Genomic DNA, 22,601 nt, shown 5'->3' with positions numbered 1-22,601 from the left:
AAAAAATGCACGATAAACACGATAGCACCGAAAAATTCATCGGCTCAACCTATGAATTAATGGATGCACGTACGCGAAAAGTTGCGCGTCATATTTCAGAACGTAAGCACATATCAAAAAATCTCTCAAAAGAATTTGAGGATACCGCAACAATGGGGCAGCGCGCGGCTGATGTCGTCGCTAACTTTGGTGGATCATGGACATTTATACTGATTTTTGCAGTGACCTTAATCTGTTGGGTGATTTTAAATTCGTATATTTTGATTAATTATCACAAAGCATTTGATCCGTACCCGTATATCCTTTTAAATCTATTTTTGTCCATGCTGGCCTCTATTCAAGCGCCTATTATTTTGATGTCACAGAACCGACATGCTGAAAAAGACCGTTTAAATGCTGAGCATGATTACGAAGTTAATCTTAAAGCTGAGCTTGAAATCATGTTATTGCATGAAAAAATAGATACCTTACGAGAACATCAATGGAATGAGTTAATGGCTATTCAGGCCGATCAGTTAAAACTATTAGAAAAAGTATTGGCAAAAATCCCATAATTTAGTCAATACCACAACACGTCCCTTCTCTTATTTTATTGAGGTAATAAAAACTATGTTAGACCCGCGTTTGTTTAGAACCGAGCTTGATTTCGTCGCCCAGCAATTGAATAGACGTGCATTTAACTTTAATGCCGAATTGTATTCCGAATTGGAAGCGCAGCGCAAAGACGTACAGGTTAAAACGCAAGAGTTGCAAAACGAGCGCAATAGCCGTTCCAAATCCATCGGTCAGGCGAAAGCTAAAGGCGAAGATACGCAACCACTCATGGATCAGGTACAGCATTTGGGGGATGCGTTAAAGGAAGCCGAAGCCAAGCTGAGCGACATTCAGGCACAAATGACTTTAATGATGGAAGGCATTCCTAATATTCTGGATGAGTCTGTGCCAGAAGGTAAAGATGAAGCGGCTAATCTTGAAATCTATTGCTGGGGCGAACTGCCTGAATTTGGCTTTACCGCTCAAGATCATGTCGATTTAGGCAGTCAGCTTAAGCAGATTAATTTTGAATGGGGTGCAAAAATCGCCAGTAGCCGCTTTGTGGTGTTAAACGGTGGTTTGGCACGTTTGCAACGCGCTATCATTCAATTAATGCTGGATACCCACACCGACGAACACGGTTACAGCGAAACTTATGTGCCGTTTCTGGTTAATGCCGACAGCTTGCGCGGCACCGGGCAATTGCCTAAATTTGAAGATGATCTTTTTAAGGTCAACAGCGATCCGGCCTTGTATTTAATCCCCACCGCCGAAGTGCCGGTGACCAATATTGTTCGTGATGCGATTATTGATGTCAAAGACTTGCCACTGAAATTTGTTTGTCACAGCCCGTGTTTTAGGAGTGAAGCAGGAGCTTATGGCCGTGACGTGCGCGGTATGATTCGCCAGCACCAGTTTGAAAAAGTCGAGATTGTGCAAATTGTTGCACCGGAGCATTCTGCCAAGGCGCATGAAGAATTGACCGGCCATGCCGAAGTGATCCTCAAAAAACTCAAACTGCCGTACCGTAAAATGTTGTTGTGTGCGGGTGATACCGGTTTTTCAGCCAGCAAAACTTACGATCTGGAAGTGTGGTTGCCAGGGCAGGGCGCGTATCGGGAAATTTCTTCGTGCAGCAATTTTAAAGACTTTCAGGCGCGGCGTTTACAGGCACGGTGGCGCAATCCTGAAACCGGCAAACCTGAGTTGGTGCATACGCTGAATGGCTCAGGACTGGCAGCGGGTAGAACGTTGATTGCCGTGATGGAAAATTATCAGGATGCGGAAGGCCGTATTCATATACCTGAAGCCTTGCTGCCTTATATGGGTGGATTGACAGTGATTGAAGCATTGTAAGTTGTAACCAGTAGTTCAAGACACCTCGGCTGTTTCTTGTAAACCCAGCAAGCAGCCGATATTAAAGGTGTCTAAATCATCTTTTTAATCAATAGCCAGCAGTTTAATCGCCTCTGTTGCTAAAGTACTTAAGCCGGTACCGTCTTTTTGCGAATATTCGATAATTTCTTTACGCATTCTAGGCTCCCACGCACGCATAATATGCTTTTTAACGCCTTCAGCAGCTAGAGTCTTATTACTTTCAGCATTAAAAAAATTGCTGATGTCGTTAGCCATTTTTACAAGTTTTTCAGTTTTATTGGACATAATTCACTCAATTAAATAAGGTAATGGGTGTGCGTTAAGCGAGATGGATGGGTATAAACCACATGCTGCTCGTCACGCGCAAAACCAATCAGTGTCAGACCGCATTCATAGGCTATGCGTATTGCCAAACCAGTGGGGGCAGACACGGCAACTAATAAGCTAATGCCCACAGACGCGGTTTTTTGCACCATTTCATAACTGGCACGGCTGGTAACAATAACAAAACCACTGGCAGGATCTTGGCCGGTGCGCAGCAACCAGCCGATTAATTTGTCCAGCGCATTGTGTCGGCCAACATCTTCCCGAACCGCCACGATACCCAAATCCGGTGTTGCCCACGCTGCGGCATGTACCGAACCGGTTAGCAGATTGATATTCTGCTGTTCTCGGAGCTTGCCCAATGCTAGCATCAGCTCACGATCCGATAACGTTATCCCGCGCTTAACAGGCTTAGGTTGACGAATGGCTTGTTTTAAAGACGACGCACCACACAAACCACAGCCGGTGCGCCCCGTTAAATTGCGGCCTTTATCGGTCATACACACAAAACGTTCATCGGGAATCTTGATACTGATTTCGATGCCTTTAGAACGCGTATGCCTGTGGCACGACAAAAATTCTTGCGGTGACGTAATAATGCCTTCGGTAATACTAAAGCCTAGTGCAAAGTCTTCAAGATTAGTCGGGGTCGTCAACATAACCACATGCGATACCCCGTTGTAAACCAGTACTACGGGGACTTCTTCGGCAATATAATCCAGCTGGCTGGTATGTTGGCCGTGTTGCCAGCGCTCAACGGTGGTTTGCTGATAACTTGGCCAGCCAAGCTCTGGGCAAGGCCCATCAATCATGCGCCATGCCTTGGGCTAACAAATCCAGCTGATCTTCAGAAAAAGCTTGGTAATCCTTTTGCCATTCAGATTGTTGGCTGACTTTAGTGACTTGTACTGCCGTCACTTTGTACTCAGGGCAGTTGGTCGCCCAGTCCGAGTTGTCGGTAGTGATGACATTGGCGCCCGATTCTGGAAAATGGAACGTGGTATAGACAATACCTGGCTGTACACGTTCGCTGATCAGTGCGCGTAACACGGTTTCGCCGGAACGGCTTTTAATGCCCACCCAGTCTTGGTTGTTCACGCCACGGTCTTCGGCATCGTGCGGATGAATTTCTAAAATATCCTCGGCATGCCAAACATTGTTGTCAGTACGGCGGGTTTGTGCGCCCACGTTATATTGTGACAAGATACGACCGGTGGTTAGGATCAACGGGAATTTCGGCGTGACTTTTTCAGCGGTCGGCACGTAGCCTGTTAACATGAACAAGCCTTTACCATCATCACGCATAAATTCATCCTTGTGCATAATTGGCGTACCATTCGGGGTTTCATCATTACACGGCCATTGAATACTGCCCAGTTGATCAATTTTTTCATAACTGACACCGGCAAAGGTCGGCGTTAAGCTGGCCAGTTCCGCCATAATTTCTGATGGGTGGTTGTAATTCATCGGGTAACCCATCGCGTTGGACAGCATTTGCGTGACTTCCCAATCCTGATATTTTGCTAACGGAGTCATCACTTTACGTACCGGCGAAATACGCCGTTCAGCATTGGTAAATGTGCCGTTCTTTTCTAAGAAAGATGAACCAGGGAAGAACACATGAGCAAACTTGGCGGTTTCATTCAGGAACAAGTCTTGCACGATCACGCATTCCATAGAGCGTAACGCGGCATGGACGTGTTGAATATCTGGATCAGATTGCGCGATGTCCTCGCCTTGCACGTACAATCCCATAAAGGATTTATCGATGGCGGCTTCAAACATGTTGGGGATACGCAAGCCAGGTTCAGGGCTTAATTCCTTATGCCAGGTTGTTTCAAACAGACCACGGGTAATATCATCGGATACGTGACGGTAGCCTGGGTATTCATGCGGGAATGAACCCATATCGCACGAACCTTGCACGTTGTTTTGGCCACGCAAAGGGTTAACGCCCACGCCCTTACGCCCCAGATTGCCGGTTGCCATCGCCAAATTAGCAATGCTAATAACCGTGGTGGAGCCTTGGCTGTGTTCTGTTACACCCAAACCGTAGTAGATAGCAGAATTTTTACCGGTCGCATACAGTCGTGCGGCGGCTCTGACATCGGCAGCCGGTACACCGGTAATGGTTTCGGCGGCTTCAGGCGAATGCATGTCTTGGCTAATAAAGCTACGCCATTTATTGAATGATGCCATATCGCAGCGTTCGTTAACAAAGGCTTCATCAACCAAATTTTCGGTGACGACCACATAAGCCAAAGCGTTCATTAACGCCACGTTGGTGCTAGGGCGCAATTTTAAATGATAATCGGCCGCAACGTGCGGGGTTTTTACCAAATCAATTTGCCGTGGATCAACCACGATCAGGTTAGCACCTTCACGCAGGCGTTTTTTCATTAACGAGGCAAATACCGGATGGCCATCGGTAGGATTAGCCCCGATCACCATAATCACATCCGCTTCCATCACCGAATCAAAATCTTGCGTACCGGACGATTCGCCAAAGGTTTGCTTTAAACCATAACCAGTCGGCGAATGGCAGACACGGGCGCAGGTATCCACGTTATTATTGCCAAAACCGGCGCGGGTCAGCTTTTGCATCAAATACACTTCTTCGTTGGTGCAGCGCGACGAGGTGATGCTACCGATGGAATCTTTGCCGTATTTGCCTTGTAAGCGTCTTAATTCGGAAGCGGCGTGGTTAATCGCTTCTTCCCAACTCACTTCTTTCCACGGATCGCTGATGTTGGCGCGGATCATTGGCTTGGTGACGCGGTCTTTGTGGGTGGCATAACCAAAGGCAAAGCGGCCTTTGACACACGAATGGCCGTGATTAGCCTGGCCGTCTTTATTCGGTACCATGCGAATGACTTGCTCACCTTTCATTTCGGCTCTAAACGAACAACCGACCCCGCAATATGCGCAGGTAGTGACGATAGCGTGTTCCGGTTGACCGTGATCGATAACTGATTTTTCCATTAAGGTAGCGGTTGGGCAGGCTTGCACACACGCACCGCAGGATACACACTCAGAACTTAAAAAAGATTGGTTTTGGCTGGGTGAGACTTTAGAATCAAAACCACGACCATCAATGGTTAACGCAAATGTACCCTGGGTTTCTTCGCAAGCCCGTACACAGCGCGAACACACGATACATTTGCTGGGGTCAAAGCTAAAATACGGGTTGCTTTCATCTTTAACCGCGCTCAGGTGGTTTTCACCGGCGGGATTGTAGCGCACTTCGCGCAAACCCACAGCCCCTGCCATGTCCTGCAATTCGCAATCGCCGTTGGCCGAACAAGTTAAGCAATCCAGTGGGTGATCGGAAATGTACAATTCCATCACGCCACGGCGCACGTCGGCCAGCTTAGGGCTTTGGGTCGATACTTTTAAACCTTCGGCCACCGGTGTGGTACAAGAGGCTGGCATACCGCGCCCGCCTTCAATTTGCACCACGCACAAGCGGCACGAGCCAAACGGTTCTACGCTGTCAGTGGCACATAATTTGGGGATGTCGATACCGATACTGGCCGCTGCCCGCATAACCGAGGTGCCGACCGGCGCGGTAACCTTAAAACCATCGATTTCTAAGGTAACCGTTTGCAGCGCAGCGGATGCCGGCGTGCCAAAATCTTGTTGTTTATTGATGCTCATCGGGGGTTCCTCGTATCATTGTTTGGCGACTATTGTGGCCGTTATGCTTGCATTGTTTCTTTCCGTCAGAAGCGCATTAAAATGCTTCAAAGGGATTTATAACTGTTAATTTATTTTCAATAACAGAGTCATCTGTTGCCAAAACACTGGCTAAAAATCTATCATGCCTATTGTCTCTCGTCAGTAATTCAACAATATTCACCGTCACATGGTGCGCATAAACGCTACGAACCTGCGTTGGTGTTTTCACAATATGGTCTATCTGTTGCTTTCATCTGCTGGAAAAAAATCTTTCTCCAGTATCTGTGCAAAACTATAAGGGCATTGTTCGGGGAAATGTATTTTATCTATTCCCGTTTCATCTTCCGCACTCAGTTTCGCTTTTTCATAGGCGACAGCTAATTTATCACCCAAGTCATATTGCAGACTGGGACTGTCCTCAAGCAGGCCTGAAATATCAATGCGTTGCGTTAAAATTGTATTTTTCCAACTTCTGGAGCGCAACGCCGATTGAAATTGCCATTTTAGCAAGTGCGCCAACAAAACCGTTAAGCGACTCATGAGTTCCCGTTTTTCGCTTTTACTGATGGCCTCCAGTTCCTCTGCAACCTGCTCAATATCCACTTCAGCAAACCGATTATTACGCAATAATTCAGCACTTTTAATTAGCCAGGCATAAAAATCCTTGTTGTAATCAGCTGTTGTTTCCATAGCGTTGATTTTAATCTTCTAAAATGTATATTTTCGAGAAACGGCGCTCAGTAATAACCCGTATTATAGTTAGCAAATCAGATAGAGGTAACGAAAGCCAAGCACTTCACTTATCCGGTTATCCCAAAATCTTCTGGGAAGTGATTTAGCGCACTTAGCACAGGGTAAGGTGTCATGCCACCCAAAGCGCACAGCGAACCATTCAGCAGCGTGTTACACAAATCGCGTAGCAACGGCACATTTTTGGCCAGCTCTTTACCGGCCATAATATCTTCAATCACCTCGCGCCCGCGCGTTGAACCTATACGACACGGCGTACATTTGCCGCATGATTCTATCGCACAAAATTCCATGCTGTAACGTGCCATTTCCGCCATATCCACGGTATCATCAAACACGACGATGCCGCCATGCCCCAATACCGCCCAGATGGCTGCGAAAGATTCGTAATCCACCAGCGTATCAAATTGGGATTCCGGCAAATATGCGCCCAATGGTCCACCGACTTGCACGGCACGAATCGGTCTGCCGCTTGCCGAGCCACCACCGTAATCGTATAACAATTCACGCAAGGTCAAACCGAAGGCCAACTCGACTAAACCTCCGTGCTTAATATTACCCGCCAACTGGATGGGCAAGGTGCCGCGTGAACGCCCCATACCAAAATTACGGTAAAACTCGCCGCCTTTGTCCAATATAATCGGCACGGTGGCCAGTGAGATAACATTGTTAATTACCGTAGGTTTGCCGAACAAGCCGCTGATGGCAGGCAGGGGTGGCTTAAAGCGCACCAGGCCACGCTTGCCTTCCAGGCTTTCCAGTAATGAGGTTTCTTCGCCGCAAATATATGCGCCTGCGCCTAAGCGTACTTCCAATTCAAATGTCTTACCGCTGCCTTGAATATTGTCACCCAGATAACCTGCCGCATGGGCTTTGGCAATGGCTTCATTCAAAGCTTGGTAAGCGTGTGGGTATTCACAGCGCAGGTAGATATAGCCTTGGGTTGCGCCCACCGCGATACCGGCAATCGTCATGCCTTCTATTAAGACAAACGGATCGTCTTCCATGACCATACGATCAGAGAAAGTGCCAGAATCGCCTTCGTCCGCGTTACAGACGATGTATTTTTGTTCGCCTGGCGCGTTCAGTACGGTGTTCCATTTGATGCCGGTTGGAAACGCCGCACCACCACGGCCACGTAATCCTGAATCAGTGACTTGTTTGACAATATCGGCTTGCGAGAGTTTCAGCGCATTGGCTAAACCACGGTAGCCGTCGTGGCTTAAATAATCTTCCAAGCTGACAGGGTCGGTAATGCCGACACGGGCGAAAGTTAAGCGTTCTTGTTTTTTAAGATAGGCAATTTCTTCGGTTAAGCCTAGGCTTAGCGCATGTTCGCCGCCTTGGGTAAAGTTGGCATCAAATAATGCTGCTACATCAGATGCTTGTACGGGGCCATAAGCAATACGGCCTTGCGCGGTTTCAACTTCCACCAACGGTTCCATCGAAAATAAGCCCCGTGAACCATTACGCACTAATTTTATATCAATAGATCGTTGCTGGGCTTTTTGAATAATGGCAGCGGCAACGCGGTCTGCGCCTAAGGAGATTGCGCTGGAGTCACGCGGGACATAGACTGTGATACTCATACACCTGCTCCTATCGCACTGATGACATCATCAAACGATTGTGGCGACACGCGGCCATAAATATCTTTACCAACTTGCATGGCAGGAGAACACGCGCAATTGCCCAAGCAATACACCGGCTCCAAAGAGAATTTGCCGTCGGCAGTGGTTTCATGAAAATCAATACCCAGGGTGCTTTTAACGTGGGCTGCCAGTTTTTTGCTGCCCATTGCTTGGCAAGACTCGGCAAGACACAGCTGAACCGTGTGTTTACCTGGCGCGGTATCACGAAAATAGTGGTAAAAACTGATGACACCATGCACTTCTGCACGCGAAAGATTGAGCGTACTGGCAATATCGGCAACGCTTTCTGGGGGTATATAGCCGAGTGTGTCTTGTATACCGTGCAAAATGGGTAACAAAGCGCCTGGTTTGTCTTTAAGAGCCGTAGCTATCTTTTGCACAGTCAGCTGCGTAGTGCTTGGTTCGGTCATGTTTATCTCACGTTGGTGGGCTGTGCCCAATAGAACAACTTGTATCTTTAGTTGTATCGCAAAAATTGTCAGGCGCTAGCATAGCATAAAAATTTATGTGTAAAAATACATAAAGTATGGTGCATTCGCAGTCGTTTGTACTGCTTTTAAATAATGTATGGTCAGTTACAAAACCGTGGCTGATAAAAGTGTCAGTCTGTAGGTGGTTTAGCTTAAAAATTGTATCGGTTCATAGTTTAAAAACACCGCAAAATAGGGTAGTACGGAGACAATTTAAACTGTGACTAAGGCGCAATAGTAATGTCAGATGTTTTTTTACCGTTATGGAATATCTAACATTCGGCGCATTACATTGAGTTGGTTACCGGATTAATTGATAAATTTCTTTAGAGGCCTATTGGGTTACGAAAAGCGTGCAACCAAACCTACAGTATTTGTCCCGCCATAACACTTTTTGGGAATATCAGTGAAAAACAGCAGCCTTTACCGGGCTCAGAAACCACAGTGATGTGACCTTTGAATAATGAGGTGACGATATTGCTGACTATTGCCATTCCCAAGCCAGACCCCCCCTTGCTGCGGCCAGTGGTAAAAAAGGGTTCGAAAATCTTGTTCAGGTTTTCAGCAGGTATGCCCTGTCCGTAATCCTGAACGCTGATCCCAAACTGTTCGCCTTCATTAAAAACACGCATGTCCACAGCGCCACCTTGCCCGTTTGTATAGGCGTAACGTTCGGCGTTTTGTAACAGGTTCATCATCACTTGGGTCATGTGGCCTGGATAACCGAACCATTGTCCCGTTCCGTGTAGGTGCGTGGTGTCCAGGGTGATAATGAGTTTAGCTTGGCGGGCGTTGATTTTGAACAAGTCCACGCAATCTTGTAGCAATTGCGGGAGTTCCGTTGTCTCTTGTTGGTCTGATGCCTGGGCAACGGATATTTTTTTAAAGCTTTCGACCAATTTGTGCGCCCGCAAGACATTGCTTTTCAACAAGGTTGAAGATTCCAGCAGATCCTCTAAGATCGACTGGTTTTCTTCGCTGTTTGCAAAAAGCTCCCGCGTTTTCGGTAACGAGAGACGGTTTTCAATGATACTGACGGCAGTGCTGGCAATGCCCAACGGCGTATTAATTTCATGTGCGACACCCGCGACCATCAGTGCCAGTGAATGATGCCTTTCTTGAGTGGCCTCAATGTGCAATGCCTGGTCGTGGTATGCCTGTTCTTGCTCGCGCAGGCGTTTTTTTTCCAGGGTGGCATCAATGCGCGCCCGGAGCAATGTCGGGTTGAACGGTTTGGGCAAGTAATCTTCGGCTCCCATTTCTATGCACTTGACAACGCTGTCTATCTCCGTCAATGCTGAAATCATAATTACCGGTATCTGCCTGAGCTTCGGGTCGGCTTGCATCCGAGCCAACACTTCATAGCCGTCTATATGCGGCATCATGATGTCCAGCAACACCAGGTCGAAAGGCGATTGGCGCAGCATTTCTAAAGCCTGTACCCCATCTTCGGCCATGCTGGTCAAGTGGCCGTGGCGTTGCAGACGTCGTGCCAATAAATCACGGTTAGAGGCATTGTCATCGACCACCAATATCCTACCTGCGGTTACCTCTTTGGATAGTGTAGGTGCCAAGGCCTCCACCGAGGCTGTAGAAACCGGTACAGGTGTTCTGATTGCCTCCTGTGGCGCAGGCGCAAACAGTGTGTCGAGCAAATTGAGTAAGGTATGTGCTGCCTGATGAATTTTCCCCAAATCGGCAACAAAAGCCGTTTGGCCAGCATCTTTGGCATCTTCTGCAAGCATTTCGCTATAACCAATGATTTGATTTAGCGGCGTTCGCAAGGTATGGCGCAAGTCTGCTGTGATCTCCACGTTTATTGTTTCGGTTTTATGGGTCATGTCTGCGCAGGAAAGCCTGTAGTTAGTTAATAAACGTGGTCAATCTAGCGGCGTGTTGCTCACTCTCTACTGCCAAAGCGATGTTGCAATCCTCTTTCCAGCACGGCGTGACAACAGTCTGTGCATTTCATCGTCTTGAACAAGCAGTATATTATCCACAAATGGCCTCTTTACTGCTATTTTCTGCATTCAATGGCAACCAGATAGTAAAGGTTGAACCTATGCCTGTTTTACTGTCCACGCTCATCTTTCCGCCCATGATCTCACAGAATTTCTTGGTGATCGTCAAACCCAATCCGGTTCCGCCGTAGCGGCGTGTGGTTGAGCTGTCGGCCTGGGTAAAGGCATCAAAAACCCGGTTGACCTGTTCTTCGTTCATGCCTATGCCATTATCAGCGACACGAAATACTATGCCTTCAGTGCCATCAAAACTTTCGGTGGCGACCGATAAGATGATGCGGCCATTACGGGTAAACTTGCAAGCGTTGCTGAGCAAATTCAGCACGCCCTGGCGCAACTTGGTCAAGTCGGCCCGCATGAGCGGCAAGCATTCAGGGCATTCCACCATCAGGGTATTGGCATTTTTACTGGCCATGGGTTTTATGGTGTTAATGATATCCTGAATGACAGCAGGCAGCGTTATGTCCTCTAAAGACAGCTCCATTTTACCGGTTTCAACCTTGGAAAGATCCAGAATTTCGTTGATTAATGCCAGCAACTGCTGGCCTGCCGCCAGGATTTTTTGCAAATCGTGTACTATGGCATTATCTCCCGTTTCTTCCATGAGCAATTCAGAGTAACCGATAACGGCGTTTAAGGGGGTACGCAACTCATGGGACATGTGCGCCAGAAAAACACTTTTGGCAAGGGTGGTGGCCTCGGCGGCTTGCCGAGCTTTTTCTGCGTCGTCCATCGCCTTGAACAATTCAATTTCCGTGACTTTCAGTTCCGTGATGTCGCTGTAAATTGCCACGGTACCGATATCCCATATACGCCGCTCGCTAACCCGTATCCAGCGGTCATCATTAAAGTTCTCGATATAGTCCCCTCGTGGGGTACGGTGGCTGGACAGCCGCTCCTTAAGCCACTCATCCATGTGTCCCGCCATGCCCGTTATCCGGTTGGTTTCTGCTGCGTTACGGATGACGTTTTCATAAGTCATACCCAGCAAGATGCCCTGACTGTTACCCATTAGTTCACGGTAGCGCTGGTTACACTCGATTAGCCTATCCTGGGTGTCATACAGTGAAAAGCCGTCGGCAATGCTTTCAATGGCTTCGCGCATGTGCAGACGACTGGTGGCGGCACCTGCTGCTGCCTGTTGTATCCGGCTGTCAACGATGGCCATCCAGATTACCAGGGATGCCGTATAAATCGATACCAGCGCCACTACAAATGCCAGTGTGCCAGATGATGCCAGCAAACTATGGCTTGTGCCGCCATCGATATCGTCACCGGGAATAAAACGGGTGGCGGCCACAGATACATAATGCATGGCGGCTATGGTAAAGCCAAACGATAGGGTGTAAGTCGCTTTGGCACGGAAAGTTGGGATGGATGTGTTTTCTCTGGTAAACCGATTGCAAATGAATAGGCAAAAGACGGGTAAAAAGGTGGCTATAAAGCCTGCCAACGCAAATAATCGGGGTTCAAACAGCATGGAAAGTTGCCGGTCTGTCCCGTGTATGGCGGCCATGCCGGTAAAATGCATGCCGCCAAAACTTAACCCTACCAGCAAACCCGCAATGACCAAAACCTGTTTTGAGTTATGGGGGCAGCTAAGTACAAACAGGGCAACAGCACAACCCAGTGCAGACGGGATGATTGAAAATAGCGTTAAGGTAATGTCATAGTGGATATTTATGGGTATTTCCAGTGCCAACATGCCTATAAAGTGCATGGTCCAGCCGATCATGCCGGCTGCTAAACTTCCACCCAACAACCATAGGCACCAGACTTTTGTACCCGCCGCCCTTGATGCCTTAATGCGCGCAATGACGCTCATTACCGCAAAGCCGGACATTACAAGGACAAACAGGGATAGAAACACCAAACCTGGGTGGTAGTGGGTCGTTAACGCGGGGTGTAATCCGCTGCTGTCGTAAAAGTAATGTTCCAATTTGTGTCCTTCAAAATCAGGCGATTTAAACGAGCCAGCAATTCATTACAGCCTTGGTGCATTAGCCAGGTGGTTCTTGGGAACCTAGAAATAGCTGTATTTTAGATAATAAACGCAGTAAATCAATGGGTTTGGTATCGTAATCATCGCAACCCACTTCCAGTGCCCTTTGCCGGTCTTCCGCCATCGCATGGGCGGTCAGGGCAATTATCGGGATATGCTGCGTTTGCGCCATGGTTTTGATAATACGTGAGGCTTCCCAGCCATCCATAATGGGCAAGCTCATGTCCATCAGGATTAATTCTGGCAATAGGGATTGCGCCAGCATGACCCCCTGTTCACCATCGACCGCAAGGGTAATGGTATAGCCTTTTTTTTCCAGCCGCCGTGACAACATGTCACGGTTCATTTCATTGTCTTCTACGAGTAATATCCTAGCCATGTGTGTTTCCCCTCAGTGGCTTGCCGGTGCGTAATGGCAGCCAGATGCTAAAGGTTGAACCCTTACCGAGTTCGCTTTTGACAGCAATGGTGCCCCCCATCATTTCACAGAATTTTTTGGTGATGGTCAGCCCCAAACCTGTGCCGCCGTATTTACGGGTTGTTGAACTGTCTGCCTGGGTAAAGGCATCGAAAACCCGATCGGCCTGTTCCTTGCTCATTCCTATGCCATTGTCAGTGACACGAAAAAGGATGCCATTGATCTCCTTGACGCTTTGGCGGGTGACCGCCAACACGATCTTGCCGTTTTTGGTAAATTTACTGGCATTACTGAGCAGGTTCAGCAATTCCTGGCGTAATTTGGTCAGGTCGGTGTGTATGGTCGGCAAAGGCTCAGGACATTCCACAATCAGTGTGTTCGCGTTTTTGTCCGCTAATGGTCGGATGGTGTTGACAACATCCTGGATCACCTCTGGCACATCAATGTTCTCCAGGTAGATATCCATCTTACCGGCTTCAATTTTGGAAAGATCCAGAATTTCGTTGATTAACGACAACAAATGTTTGCCCGAGGACAGGATTTTTTGTAAGTCCGGTATAATTCGCGGGTCACCGTCATCTTCCGCATCTTCCAGCAGCATTTCCGTGTAGCCAATGATGGCGTTCATTGGTGTCCGCAACTCATGTGACATATTGGCCAAAAATGCACTTTTGGCGCGGTTGGTGTCCTCGGCGTTAGCACGCGCTTTTTCGGCTTCATCCATCGCCCTGGACAATTCAATTTCAGTGTCTTTCAGTTCAGTGATATCCGTGCGGATAGCTACAGTACCCAGGTTCCAGACCCGGCGCTCAGTGACCCGTATCCAGCGGCCACCGGCAAACTGTTCAATAAACTGTTCACGCGGTGCCCGGTGCTTGGCCAGCCGTTCTGCCACCCATTCATCGACATTCCCGATGGCATCCAGGATCAGGCCTGCCTCAGCGGCGGAGCGGACAATATGTTCAAAGGTCATGCCGATGAGAATGCCCTGGCCAGTGTCCATGAGTTCACGGTAGCGTTGGTTGCATTCCACCAGCTTGTCGTTGATATCAAACAGCGAAAAGCCGTCGGCGATGCTTTCAATGGCCTCGCGCATACGCGAGCGGCTCATGGCCTCTTCCTGCGCCGCTTTTTGCAAACGTCGGTCGACAACCGTCATCAATATAGCCAGGGAGGTGATGGAAACCGATGCAAACGACACCCATAAAGCCAACGATTCATGGTTCAGGGCATTTTTGACATCCCCTGTGACAGCTGTGGAGTTTTCTGAAAAAAAGTAAGTGGCCGCCATGGCCGTATAGTGCATGCCGGAGACGGCAAAACCCATCGCCAGCGTGGGTACAACTTTCGCCCAAAATAAAGGTACGCTGTCCCGTTTGCGTTCTATGGCATGGTTGATGATAAGTGCCAGATTGGCCAGCGCTACGGCTACAATTACCGAAGTAACAAACAGCGTGGGTTCATAGGACATGATCAGGTTCTGGTCTATGCCGACCATAGCCGCCATGCCCAGGTAGTGCATAGTGCCTATTCCGGCACCCATCACCGTGCCGCCAATAAACAGCCCCAGGTTATTATTGCGCGGGCGGCTGACAACGTACATCATTACCGCACTGGCAATGACGACTGGGACGGTAGATAAGGCGGTAATCGACACGTCGTAACTGACATGCACAGGCAATATCAATGCAAGCATGGCGATGAAGTGCATGGCCCACACACCAGCACCCATGGTCAGCGCCCCAGCCAGTAGCCAAATCCGACTAAGGCCGTAAGCTTTATCTTTCTCAGCAGCCTTGATGCGCCCAGCTACGCTAAGAGCTGCATAAGAGGCCAAACAGGCCACGGTTACTGATAAAAACACCAACGAAGGCTGGTAGCTGGTAACCAGTGTATCTTGCAGACTTCTACCATCATAAAAATAGTGATTCATGTCTTACCCTTCAGTCAAGACGCGCCGAATAGCCAACCGTGGCTTATTCAGGGGCTGAAACCGAGATGCACGGCGGATACTTGATAATATTTTATGTCTATAATTCGTGCTTATCAACCACCTACGGTTTCCTAATGTTCTCAAAGTCGTAGGGTGGGCAACGCTTTTTTGCCCACGCGGGATAGTATCGTGATATGGCTGGTGGGCAAAACAGCCTGCCCACCCTACGTCCTCAGAGCCAGTACGGTTCCCAAGTAGGCTAGGGTGGACATGTACTTTTCGTGCCCACCCTGCTCGCTAGCTTTCCTCACTTTTATGCCAGGCGATAGCCAATGCCGTAGTAAACGAATACATCAATTCAACAATTTTGTGTGGTGGCGCAAAATGGCTGGAAAACAGGAAGCTGACTTCCGATTTGCTGGCGGTGCTGCAAATGTGTATCAACTGGCAACCGCTTACCTCATCCCGCACGTACTTGTCACCTTCGGGGCTGAGGTTTAACCCCTCACGCGCCATCAACATTTTTAACAGGATGGTCATGGTTTTCTCGGCATCGGTTTCATCAGGCGGGAACAGCAGTACGCCATCGATAATGATCCATCGTGGTGTATCGGTCTGGTCAAAACCAGTGCCGCATACCGAAGTCAGCGCGTAACTGATACGCCGCCTGGATCCGGTAGCGACCACTAATTGGGTAATCAGCTCAAGGGTGTCGGTTGCCATGCCGTATGCTAGGTATTGGCGCACACTGCTTTTTATCAACGAATACAGTTTGTTTTCGGTCGCCTCCATCTTAGTGAAATAACCGTTAATATCGTATTTGTCGATCACCTCGCGTTCAGGTGCCAGGCCTGGTTGCCCAGTACGTACAAAAACCTGGGTCAGCGAGTTGCCCATGGTGTTGCGGATATAATCACACAACTCCAGGCCAGCGCTGTCGGTTTCCATCACCACATCCAAAAAGGCCACTGCCAACGAGCAGCCGACTTCGACATTGTCATTCATTAACGCTATGGCTTCTGCCTTGCTGGCTGCGGTATAGATTTTTAGCGGCAGGCCATAGACAGTAAAATTTTTCATCGCCAGCTTGGAAATGCTGAGGACATCGGGTTCATCATCCACCAATAGGACGGGCCAGTGTTTAAAAAACATGATTGCTCTCCTATTAATAAGCCAGTGGCTGTCTGAGTTCATTAAAACGCGCCATATCCACCCGTAAGTGTTTGGCCAAATAGGCCGCCGTCTCTTTGGGCCTGACCTTATGGACAAAGTTGTAACGCGCCTCATGGTAGTTGATGTCGCCGCCGTAAAACTTGCCGGCGAAGTTCATTTTCATGTGTTGCAATTCCGCTGCACGGTATAGTGCCAATGGTTTGGCTTGTTCGTCTTTTTGCCGACGCTGGTTTTTTTCATCCAATAGCCGTTCGTAATCAGGATGGCAGGCTAAGGCTTCGGCCTTCTGTTTAACTTGCTGACGGTATTCGTCGTAATGGTCAGACAAGATCTCATCAATATAGCCGATGGCCTTGGCTTTTTTCATACCCAACGGCAATGGGGTTTCGGTCAGTTCCAAGGCTTTTACTGGTCCAACACGTTTGGGCAACGAATAAGTCCAGTACTCAGAACCGTACAAACCCATCGTCCGATAATGCGGGTTAAACACAGCACCTTCCCGTGCCCACACCTTATCGGCTGCCAGCAACGCCATAGCCCCACCAGCACCCGCGCCACCCCATACGGCTGAGACAGTAAATTTAGTCTGCGTGGTGATGATTTCCCACACCACGTCATCAATGGCGTTAATGTTGCGCCAGGATTCGTTGGCAGGGTTATCGGCCGCCTCTATGGCGTTAAGGTGGATGCCGTTGCTCCAGAAATCTGTGCCGCCCATCAGCACCAATACTTTAGTGGGGCGTTCCTCGGCAATCTGGTAGGCCAGGCGTAAGCGGCGGCATTGCTCGGTATCCATTGCCCCGTTGTGGAAATCAAAGTGCAGATAACCCACCTGGTTTTCCTCTTCATACCAGATTTCTTTGAAGGTTTTGTCTGTGCCCATATACAGCGGATCGATAGGTGATTCGGGCACATCGGCCACCAACTCACCTAAAATCCTGGCGGCAGGCAGTTTGTAATCATAAACACGGTTGTTGCCAAAAAAACGCTTGTAGAAGGGTTGCTTGCTGACGTTTTTCCTTTTAAGGTGTGAAATCCACACCGCGCCATCAATGGCCGCGCGGCAGATTGCCCCGTGGCGTTTGGCAATGATTTCACCGGGTTGCCAGCCTTGTAATTGGTTTTCTTCATAGACCCCGTAAAGGTAATACTCTTCACCGTTAATGGTATCCAAAACACCGGGGTTGCTATCCCCAGCGCGGATTTTTTTGAGAATGGTCTGTACGTTGTCGCATGTCCAGTCGATACACCGGTCTGGCTGCTTCATGAGTGGGCGCAAACGGCCATGTATTTTAGGGTCAGCATAGTTAAGAGGTTCAGGGGCAACGTCTTTCGCCTCAATGTGCGACAGGGTTTCAACCACTGCACCGATTGCGGCATGGGTGACTTCACGGCGGTAAATGCTCGCCTTGCTGGCCGGTCGCATTTTAAAACGTGGACTGCTCCATATATCTCCCGCATCCATCTCCTCGACGGCCTGCAACGCAGTGACCCCCCATTCTTCCTCATCGTCCATGATCGCCCAATCCAGTGACGAGGGGCCTCGGTCGCCCCGAATACCCGGATGGATAATAATACAGTGGTGCGTACTGTAAACATCTTTGGGGATTTTTTCTTTCAGGAAGGGACAGACGATGACATCAGGTTGGAACAGGTTGACTGCTTTTCTGACATCTTCGGCGCTCAGCGCCAGGGTAACGGAAATGTCGTGGCCTAGATAGTCCAGTTCCACATGGACACGCTGGCAAAGACCATTGTAGGCCGATGAGATAAGTAAGACTCGCATGATGGGGATATCCTCACGTTTTATTGTTATTGTTTATTTTTATTTTTGCATTGGGATTAAAATGGGAATGAATTAAAAACATCGGACGACTGAGTGACTTTCCGAAGAATGACAGTATTCTTAAAAGGGCTGTTTTGCAAGCTTAATTATGTTAAGTTAAAACGGGCTGGGTTATAAAATGGTTGAGTGGGCATTCGTCGCCTCTTAAGCTAATAATTGGCCACAGAGCCTGCGTAGCAAATGCGGCTAATTTTTCATCGGGATCAACCGCGACAGGGTGATCTACTAAGGTAAGCAGCGGTAAATCATTGTGTGAATCACTGTAAAACCAACTGCCTGTCATGGTCTCTTGACTGGTCGCTAGCCATTCTTGTAACAGCGTGACCTTACCCGCCTGAAAACACGGTACACCGGTAAATTTACCGGTATAGCGGCCATCCAGAAATTCTGGCGTGGTGGCTAGCAAGTTGTCTATGCCGTATAAATCAACAATGGGTTGCGTGACAAAGCGATTAGTTGCGGTAATCACTAACAAAGTGTCACCTCTGTCTCTGTGCTTAGCTATTAATTGTTGTGCAGGTTTTAAAAGGATAGGTTTAATGATCTCTGCAATAAATTGTTCGCGCCATTCATAAAGCTGTTTGGGTAGATTGTCTGCTAAAGGTTTTAAAGAAAAATCCAGGAAATCGACAATATCCAAGTTGCCGTGTTGGTAGTCTTGGTAAAACTGGGCGTTACGGCTTTCGTAATAGGCCTTATCAACAATGCCTTGATCAACAAGAAATTGTCCCCATAAATAGTCGCTATCATTGGCAATCAGGGTATTATCCAAATCAAAAATCGCTAAACTCACGGTAATCCTTTTCTAAAATAGTTAGTTATATACTATAGCATCCGCACATTTTTTATGAAACAATGACCGCATTTAGAAACACTGCGCTACTGTTGCAATATCACCATAATCAAGGTGTTACGCGGGTAGGATAACAATAACAGGTTTTAACATGATAGACTCTAAAGGATACCGGCCTAATGTCGGCATTATCCTGTGTAATGACGAGGGTCGTGTGTTTTGGGCAAAACGAATGGGAGTGAACGCTTGGCAGTTTCCTCAGGGCGGCATAAACGATGATGAAGACCCCGAAACAGCGATGTATCGTGAATTATGGGAAGAAACAGGACTGGAACAACAACACGTACAAATTTTAGGCCGCACACGGTATTGGCTGAGATACCAGTTACCGGAGCGTTATATACGTAAAAGCTCACTGCCATTGTGTATTGGGCAAAAACAGATTTGGTTTATGCTGCGCTTGGTAACAACGGATTCTAACGTGTGCTTTAATCGCTGCTCTAAGCCGGAATTTGATGATTGGCGTTGGGTAGATTATTGGCATCCGCTAAAAGATGTGGTGTATTTTAAGCGTAAGGTCTATCAAAAAGCGATGGGGGAATTGGGGGCTATTCTCACGGTAGACTCTGTGCCGGTTAATGCGTCTGGCTATCTTACTAAAGAAGCCAGAAGCAAAGTTTAATGACTTGCTCACGCGGTTAATAGCCGTGTGTGTGCAGTTGTAAACCCTGTACTGGTGTAGACAAGCGCATTACTTCCGATGTAATCTGGCCGTCATCATACAGCCTGATGATGCGATAGCCAGGCGATGTATCATCCAGCTCAAACTCATGTGCTTTAGGTTTAAACTGAAAACAGGTTGATGGCGTACCTAAGACGTGTATGTTAGCTATTTTTGCATCCAAGTTTTGATGAATATGGCCGTGGATAATTGCTTTTAGTTGCGGGTGGTGGCTAACGACATCAAATAACTGTTGGCGATTGGCAATAATCATCGTGTCCATCCAGATGCTTTGGGTTTTTACGCAGTGATGGTGCATGGCCAGTAGCGTGTAATGCTGTGGATGCGCGGCCAAACAAGTGTCTAAAAATTCGAGTTCTTCCTCTGCTAAATAACCGCCATTAGCACCGATTATCTGACTGTTCAGGCTAAGACATTGCCAATTTTTGATTAAAACCTGCTTGCGACAGCTTATGCTTTCGGTGTTAAATACCTGTTGCATAAGCGGGTAATCATCATGATTGCCGGGTAGACAGAGGCTGGGCGTGTTGTAAATAGCTAGCGCATCATAGATGAACTGATAACTGGCCACGCACGGGTCTTGTGCTAAATCACCGGTCAATAAAACCAAATCAACATGATGGTTGGTAAACGCCTGTTTCAACACAGTTTGAAAATAATGCGCGGTATTAACGCCCAGCAAGGTTGCTTCAGGTGCTGCTAAAATGTGCGTATCGGTGACATGCAATAGTGTTGTGCAACCCGTTATTTCAGGCATGGTTGTCCTCACTCAACTGTTTTATAAAGCACTTTGGAATTTCGTTGTGGATTGTAAAGTTTTTTTAAAGGTTCAGGTAGGTTATTGACATCTGATAGCACAAAGCCCCGCTCAATAAACCAGTGCGTAGTCTGGGTAGACAGCACAAATAATGTCTGTAATTTTAGCTTTTTGGCGGTTAAGCACGCATAATCAAACAGCCGTTGACCGCGCGCCGCACCTTGATAATCGGCGTGTACGGCAAGACAGGCAATCGCACCGAATTGCTCGTGTGGGTTGGCATGTAACGCGGTACAGCCAATAATTAAGCCGTCACGTTCAATAATGATGTAATCATTGATTTCCATTTCGATTTTTTCACGCGAACGTTTGGCCAATATACCTTGCTGCTCTAAGGGCTTTATCAGCTCTAAAATACCGCCAATATCGTTTAAGGTGGCGGTACGTAATTCTTCAAACGGCGTGGAGCTAATGAGCGTGCCAATACCATCGTGGGTAAAAAGCTCTAGTAGCAATGCACCATCTTGGGTTCTGTCAATTAAATGCACCCGATTGATGCCAGCCTGACAGCCATGAATTGCCGCTTTGATCGGTAAGCGAATCAGCTCTGCCATGTCGGGATATTGCTGTAATAGCTTATGCGCTTCGTCAGCGGTCATTTGCTTTATGGGTTCGCCGCTGCTCGGATTACTGCAACTTTTTTCAGTCAGCAAGATTAATTTTTCAGCTTTCAATGCGATAGCCACTTCGGTAGCCACTTGCTCACCCGATAAATTAAATATTTCGCCGCTGGGCGAATAGCCTATAGGCGAAATAACAACAATGGTATTTTGCTCCAGTTGCTGATGAATTGCCGCACTGTCTACACGGCGCACTTCACCGGTATGGCAATAATCAATGCCGTCAATAACACCGATAGGTTTAGCAGTCACAAAATTCCCTGATGCGACTTTAAGCTCATAACCGGCCATGGGTGAATTAGCCAGTCCCATCGACAACAAAGCCTCAATCTCTACACGTACTAAGCCTGCGGCTTCTTTGGCGCATTGCAAGGCCAAAGTATCGGTAATGCGTAGATTGTTATGAAACAGGACAGGGTGGTTGAGTGTGTTAAGGCGCTGGTCTATGTGTGGGCGAATGCCGTGTACTAACACCAGGCGTATCCCTAAACTGTTAAGCAAGGCAAAATCGTGGACATGGTGGTCAAAGTCAGCAGCGAGTACGGCTTCGCCGCCAAATGAGATAACAAAGGTTTTATTGCGGTGGGCGTGTATGTAAGGTGATGAATTTCTAAACCAGCTTACAAATGCGTTTTGAAGTGCCATGATTTACTTTTAGGATATTATCTGAGTCACAGGTACTTATTTAAAGTACGCGCAGTAATGAATTGGCATTGATTATAACGACTATTTTTGAAAACGCTGTGTAATATAAGCGTCTAACTGCGGTAATAATGACTTGACATGGCGAATTTAGGAACGCGCACGAAATAACTTGAGCAAGTTCATGCTTCGACAGGCTCAGCACGAACGGTGGTGGCGTTTAAGTTGTTCAAGTTATTTCATGCACGTTCCTTAGAGGATTCTGCCTTGCATTAAGCCAATGATGGCAATAACTGACCACACGATATTGAGCCAGAACAACGGTTTGGCATCTTTATGTTTGGCGTTGGCTACCATACATAAAGCGCCTGTTAAATTGAGCAGGTGGTAAACGGAGGAGCTGACATCCAGGCATTTAAGGGTAACAAATAAATACGCGCTGATGATGAGGATGAAGCCGAGCCAGCCAATTTGGTCGTAGTGTTTATTTGTCAATGTTGGTTTAGCTGAGTCATAAAGTACTTGCCTTCAATTAATATTGAAGGGTTGGTATCTATGTTATGGCAACGTTTTTGTATATCTTGTCGCCATGCTTCTGAAATAATGAAGTTTTCTTCATAGTCCAAGCTTTCTAGCAATATTTCAGCGACATAGGCTCTTAATCTAGGTTCAAGTTTTAATGCTTGCTCAGTAATGACTTCTATTTTCATAAATCACCTCTAGTTTCGATAGGTTGCATTATTACCTACTAGTACTTAGTCACTCTTTAAGTGTCGGATAAAGCTTTTTCAATTTTATCCGAGCATCCT

20 protein-coding genes are annotated in these 22,601 nt (G+C 47.6%); 3 read left to right on the top strand and 17 right to left on the bottom strand.

Annotated features, from left to right (window positions below):
* Positions 1–5 precede the first annotated feature (5 nt).
* Positions 6–554 carry a DUF1003 domain-containing protein gene (locus CRENPOLYSF2_RS15080; protein WP_087144778.1) on the top strand — a complete coding sequence of 183 codons (549 nt, stop codon included), beginning with the start codon at positions 6–8 and terminating at the stop codon, positions 552–554.
* A gap of 55 nt (positions 555–609) precedes the next feature.
* Positions 610–1,890, top strand: coding sequence for a serine--tRNA ligase (gene serS, locus CRENPOLYSF2_RS15075; protein WP_087144777.1), 1,281 nt, complete (start codon positions 610–612; stop codon positions 1,888–1,890).
* Positions 1,891–1,974: 84 nt separating this feature from the next.
* On the opposite strand, the gene CRENPOLYSF2_RS15070 is transcribed toward serS, so the two are convergent.
* The 13 genes from CRENPOLYSF2_RS15070 to CRENPOLYSF2_RS15010 all read right to left on the bottom strand — a co-directional run bounded on the left by CRENPOLYSF2_RS15070 (position 1,975) and on the right by CRENPOLYSF2_RS15010 (position 18,971).
* Positions 1,975–2,196, bottom strand: a complete 222-nt coding sequence (locus CRENPOLYSF2_RS15070) for a formate dehydrogenase subunit delta (protein ID WP_245808022.1) — start codon at positions 2,194–2,196, stop codon at positions 1,975–1,977.
* Between the two features lie 11 nt (positions 2,197–2,207).
* Positions 2,208–3,047, bottom strand: coding sequence for a formate dehydrogenase accessory sulfurtransferase FdhD (gene fdhD / locus CRENPOLYSF2_RS15065; RefSeq protein ID WP_087144776.1), 840 nt, complete (start codon positions 3,045–3,047; stop codon positions 2,208–2,210).
* Positions 3,040–5,892: a formate dehydrogenase subunit alpha gene (gene fdhF, locus CRENPOLYSF2_RS15060; RefSeq protein ID WP_087144775.1), complete on the bottom strand. Its 2,853-nt coding sequence runs from the start codon at positions 5,890–5,892 to the stop codon at positions 3,040–3,042. Before fdhF ends, fdhD begins: the two co-directional genes overlap by 8 nt.
* A 258-nt stretch (positions 5,893–6,150) precedes the next feature.
* A complete protein-coding gene (locus CRENPOLYSF2_RS15055) occupies positions 6,151–6,603 on the bottom strand; it encodes a DUF29 domain-containing protein (protein WP_087144774.1) in 453 nt (150 codons plus the stop codon).
* 110 nt (positions 6,604–6,713) lie between these two features.
* On the bottom strand, positions 6,714–8,252 hold the full coding sequence (locus CRENPOLYSF2_RS15050) for a formate dehydrogenase beta subunit (protein ID WP_087144773.1): 1,539 nt from the start codon (positions 8,250–8,252) through the stop codon (positions 6,714–6,716).
* Positions 8,249–8,725, bottom strand: a complete 477-nt coding sequence (locus tag CRENPOLYSF2_RS15045) for a formate dehydrogenase subunit gamma (protein WP_087144772.1) — start codon at positions 8,723–8,725, stop codon at positions 8,249–8,251. Before CRENPOLYSF2_RS15045 ends, CRENPOLYSF2_RS15050 begins: the two co-directional genes overlap by 4 nt.
* A 425-nt stretch (positions 8,726–9,150) precedes the next feature.
* Positions 9,151–10,626, bottom strand: a complete 1,476-nt coding sequence (locus tag CRENPOLYSF2_RS15040) for a response regulator (RefSeq protein WP_087144771.1) — start codon at positions 10,624–10,626, stop codon at positions 9,151–9,153.
* 151 nt (positions 10,627–10,777) lie between these two features.
* Positions 10,778–12,745 (bottom strand): sensor histidine kinase, encoded by a 1,968-nt coding sequence (locus tag CRENPOLYSF2_RS15035; RefSeq protein ID WP_087144770.1) that lies wholly within the window; start codon positions 12,743–12,745, stop codon positions 10,778–10,780.
* A gap of 61 nt (positions 12,746–12,806) precedes the next feature.
* Entirely contained in the window at positions 12,807–13,187 is a 381-nt protein-coding gene (locus CRENPOLYSF2_RS15030; protein WP_087144769.1) for a response regulator, read from the bottom strand.
* Complete coding sequence (locus tag CRENPOLYSF2_RS15025) at positions 13,180–15,159, bottom strand: sensor histidine kinase (protein WP_087144768.1); 1,980 nt, start codon at positions 15,157–15,159, stop codon at positions 13,180–13,182. Before CRENPOLYSF2_RS15025 ends, CRENPOLYSF2_RS15030 begins: the two co-directional genes overlap by 8 nt.
* 297 nt (positions 15,160–15,456) lie before the next feature.
* Positions 15,457–16,311 carry a response regulator gene (locus tag CRENPOLYSF2_RS15020; RefSeq protein ID WP_087144767.1) on the bottom strand — a complete coding sequence of 285 codons (855 nt, stop codon included), beginning with the start codon at positions 16,309–16,311 and terminating at the stop codon, positions 15,457–15,459.
* 13 nt (positions 16,312–16,324) lie between these two features.
* Positions 16,325–18,118 carry a hydrogenase maturation protein gene (locus CRENPOLYSF2_RS15015; RefSeq protein ID WP_087144766.1) on the bottom strand — a complete coding sequence of 598 codons (1,794 nt, stop codon included), beginning with the start codon at positions 18,116–18,118 and terminating at the stop codon, positions 16,325–16,327.
* A 151-nt stretch (positions 18,119–18,269) separates the two neighbouring features.
* Positions 18,270–18,971, bottom strand: coding sequence for a histidinol-phosphatase (locus CRENPOLYSF2_RS15010; RefSeq protein WP_087144765.1), 702 nt, complete (start codon positions 18,969–18,971; stop codon positions 18,270–18,272).
* A gap of 151 nt (positions 18,972–19,122) precedes the next feature.
* On the opposite strand from CRENPOLYSF2_RS15010, the gene CRENPOLYSF2_RS15005 reads away from it, so the two are divergent.
* On the top strand, positions 19,123–19,653 hold the full coding sequence (locus CRENPOLYSF2_RS15005) for an RNA pyrophosphohydrolase (RefSeq protein ID WP_087144764.1): 531 nt from the start codon (positions 19,123–19,125) through the stop codon (positions 19,651–19,653).
* Positions 19,654–19,669: 16 nt separating this feature from the next.
* On the opposite strand, the gene cpdA is transcribed toward CRENPOLYSF2_RS15005, so the two are convergent.
* The 4 genes from cpdA to CRENPOLYSF2_RS14985 form a co-directional block, all read right to left on the bottom strand.
* Positions 19,670–20,470, bottom strand: a complete 801-nt coding sequence (gene cpdA, locus CRENPOLYSF2_RS15000; protein ID WP_087144763.1) for a 3',5'-cyclic-AMP phosphodiesterase — start codon at positions 20,468–20,470, stop codon at positions 19,670–19,672.
* Between the two features lie 8 nt (positions 20,471–20,478).
* Positions 20,479–21,795: an amino-acid N-acetyltransferase gene (gene argA / locus CRENPOLYSF2_RS14995; RefSeq protein ID WP_087144762.1), complete on the bottom strand. Its 1,317-nt coding sequence runs from the start codon at positions 21,793–21,795 to the stop codon at positions 20,479–20,481.
* A gap of 249 nt (positions 21,796–22,044) precedes the next feature.
* Positions 22,045–22,287, bottom strand: a complete 243-nt coding sequence (locus CRENPOLYSF2_RS14990; RefSeq protein ID WP_087144761.1) for a CBU_0592 family membrane protein — start codon at positions 22,285–22,287, stop codon at positions 22,045–22,047.
* On the bottom strand, positions 22,284–22,502 hold the full coding sequence (locus CRENPOLYSF2_RS14985; RefSeq protein WP_087144760.1) for an addiction module protein: 219 nt from the start codon (positions 22,500–22,502) through the stop codon (positions 22,284–22,286). Before CRENPOLYSF2_RS14985 ends, CRENPOLYSF2_RS14990 begins: the two co-directional genes overlap by 4 nt.
* Positions 22,503–22,601 lie beyond the last annotated feature (99 nt).

The organism is Crenothrix polyspora, from assembly GCF_900163755.1.
In the GTDB taxonomy this organism is placed as follows: domain Bacteria; phylum Pseudomonadota; class Gammaproteobacteria; order Methylococcales; family Methylomonadaceae; genus Crenothrix; species Crenothrix polyspora.
This window is presented reverse-complemented; position numbering and strand designations above follow the sequence as displayed.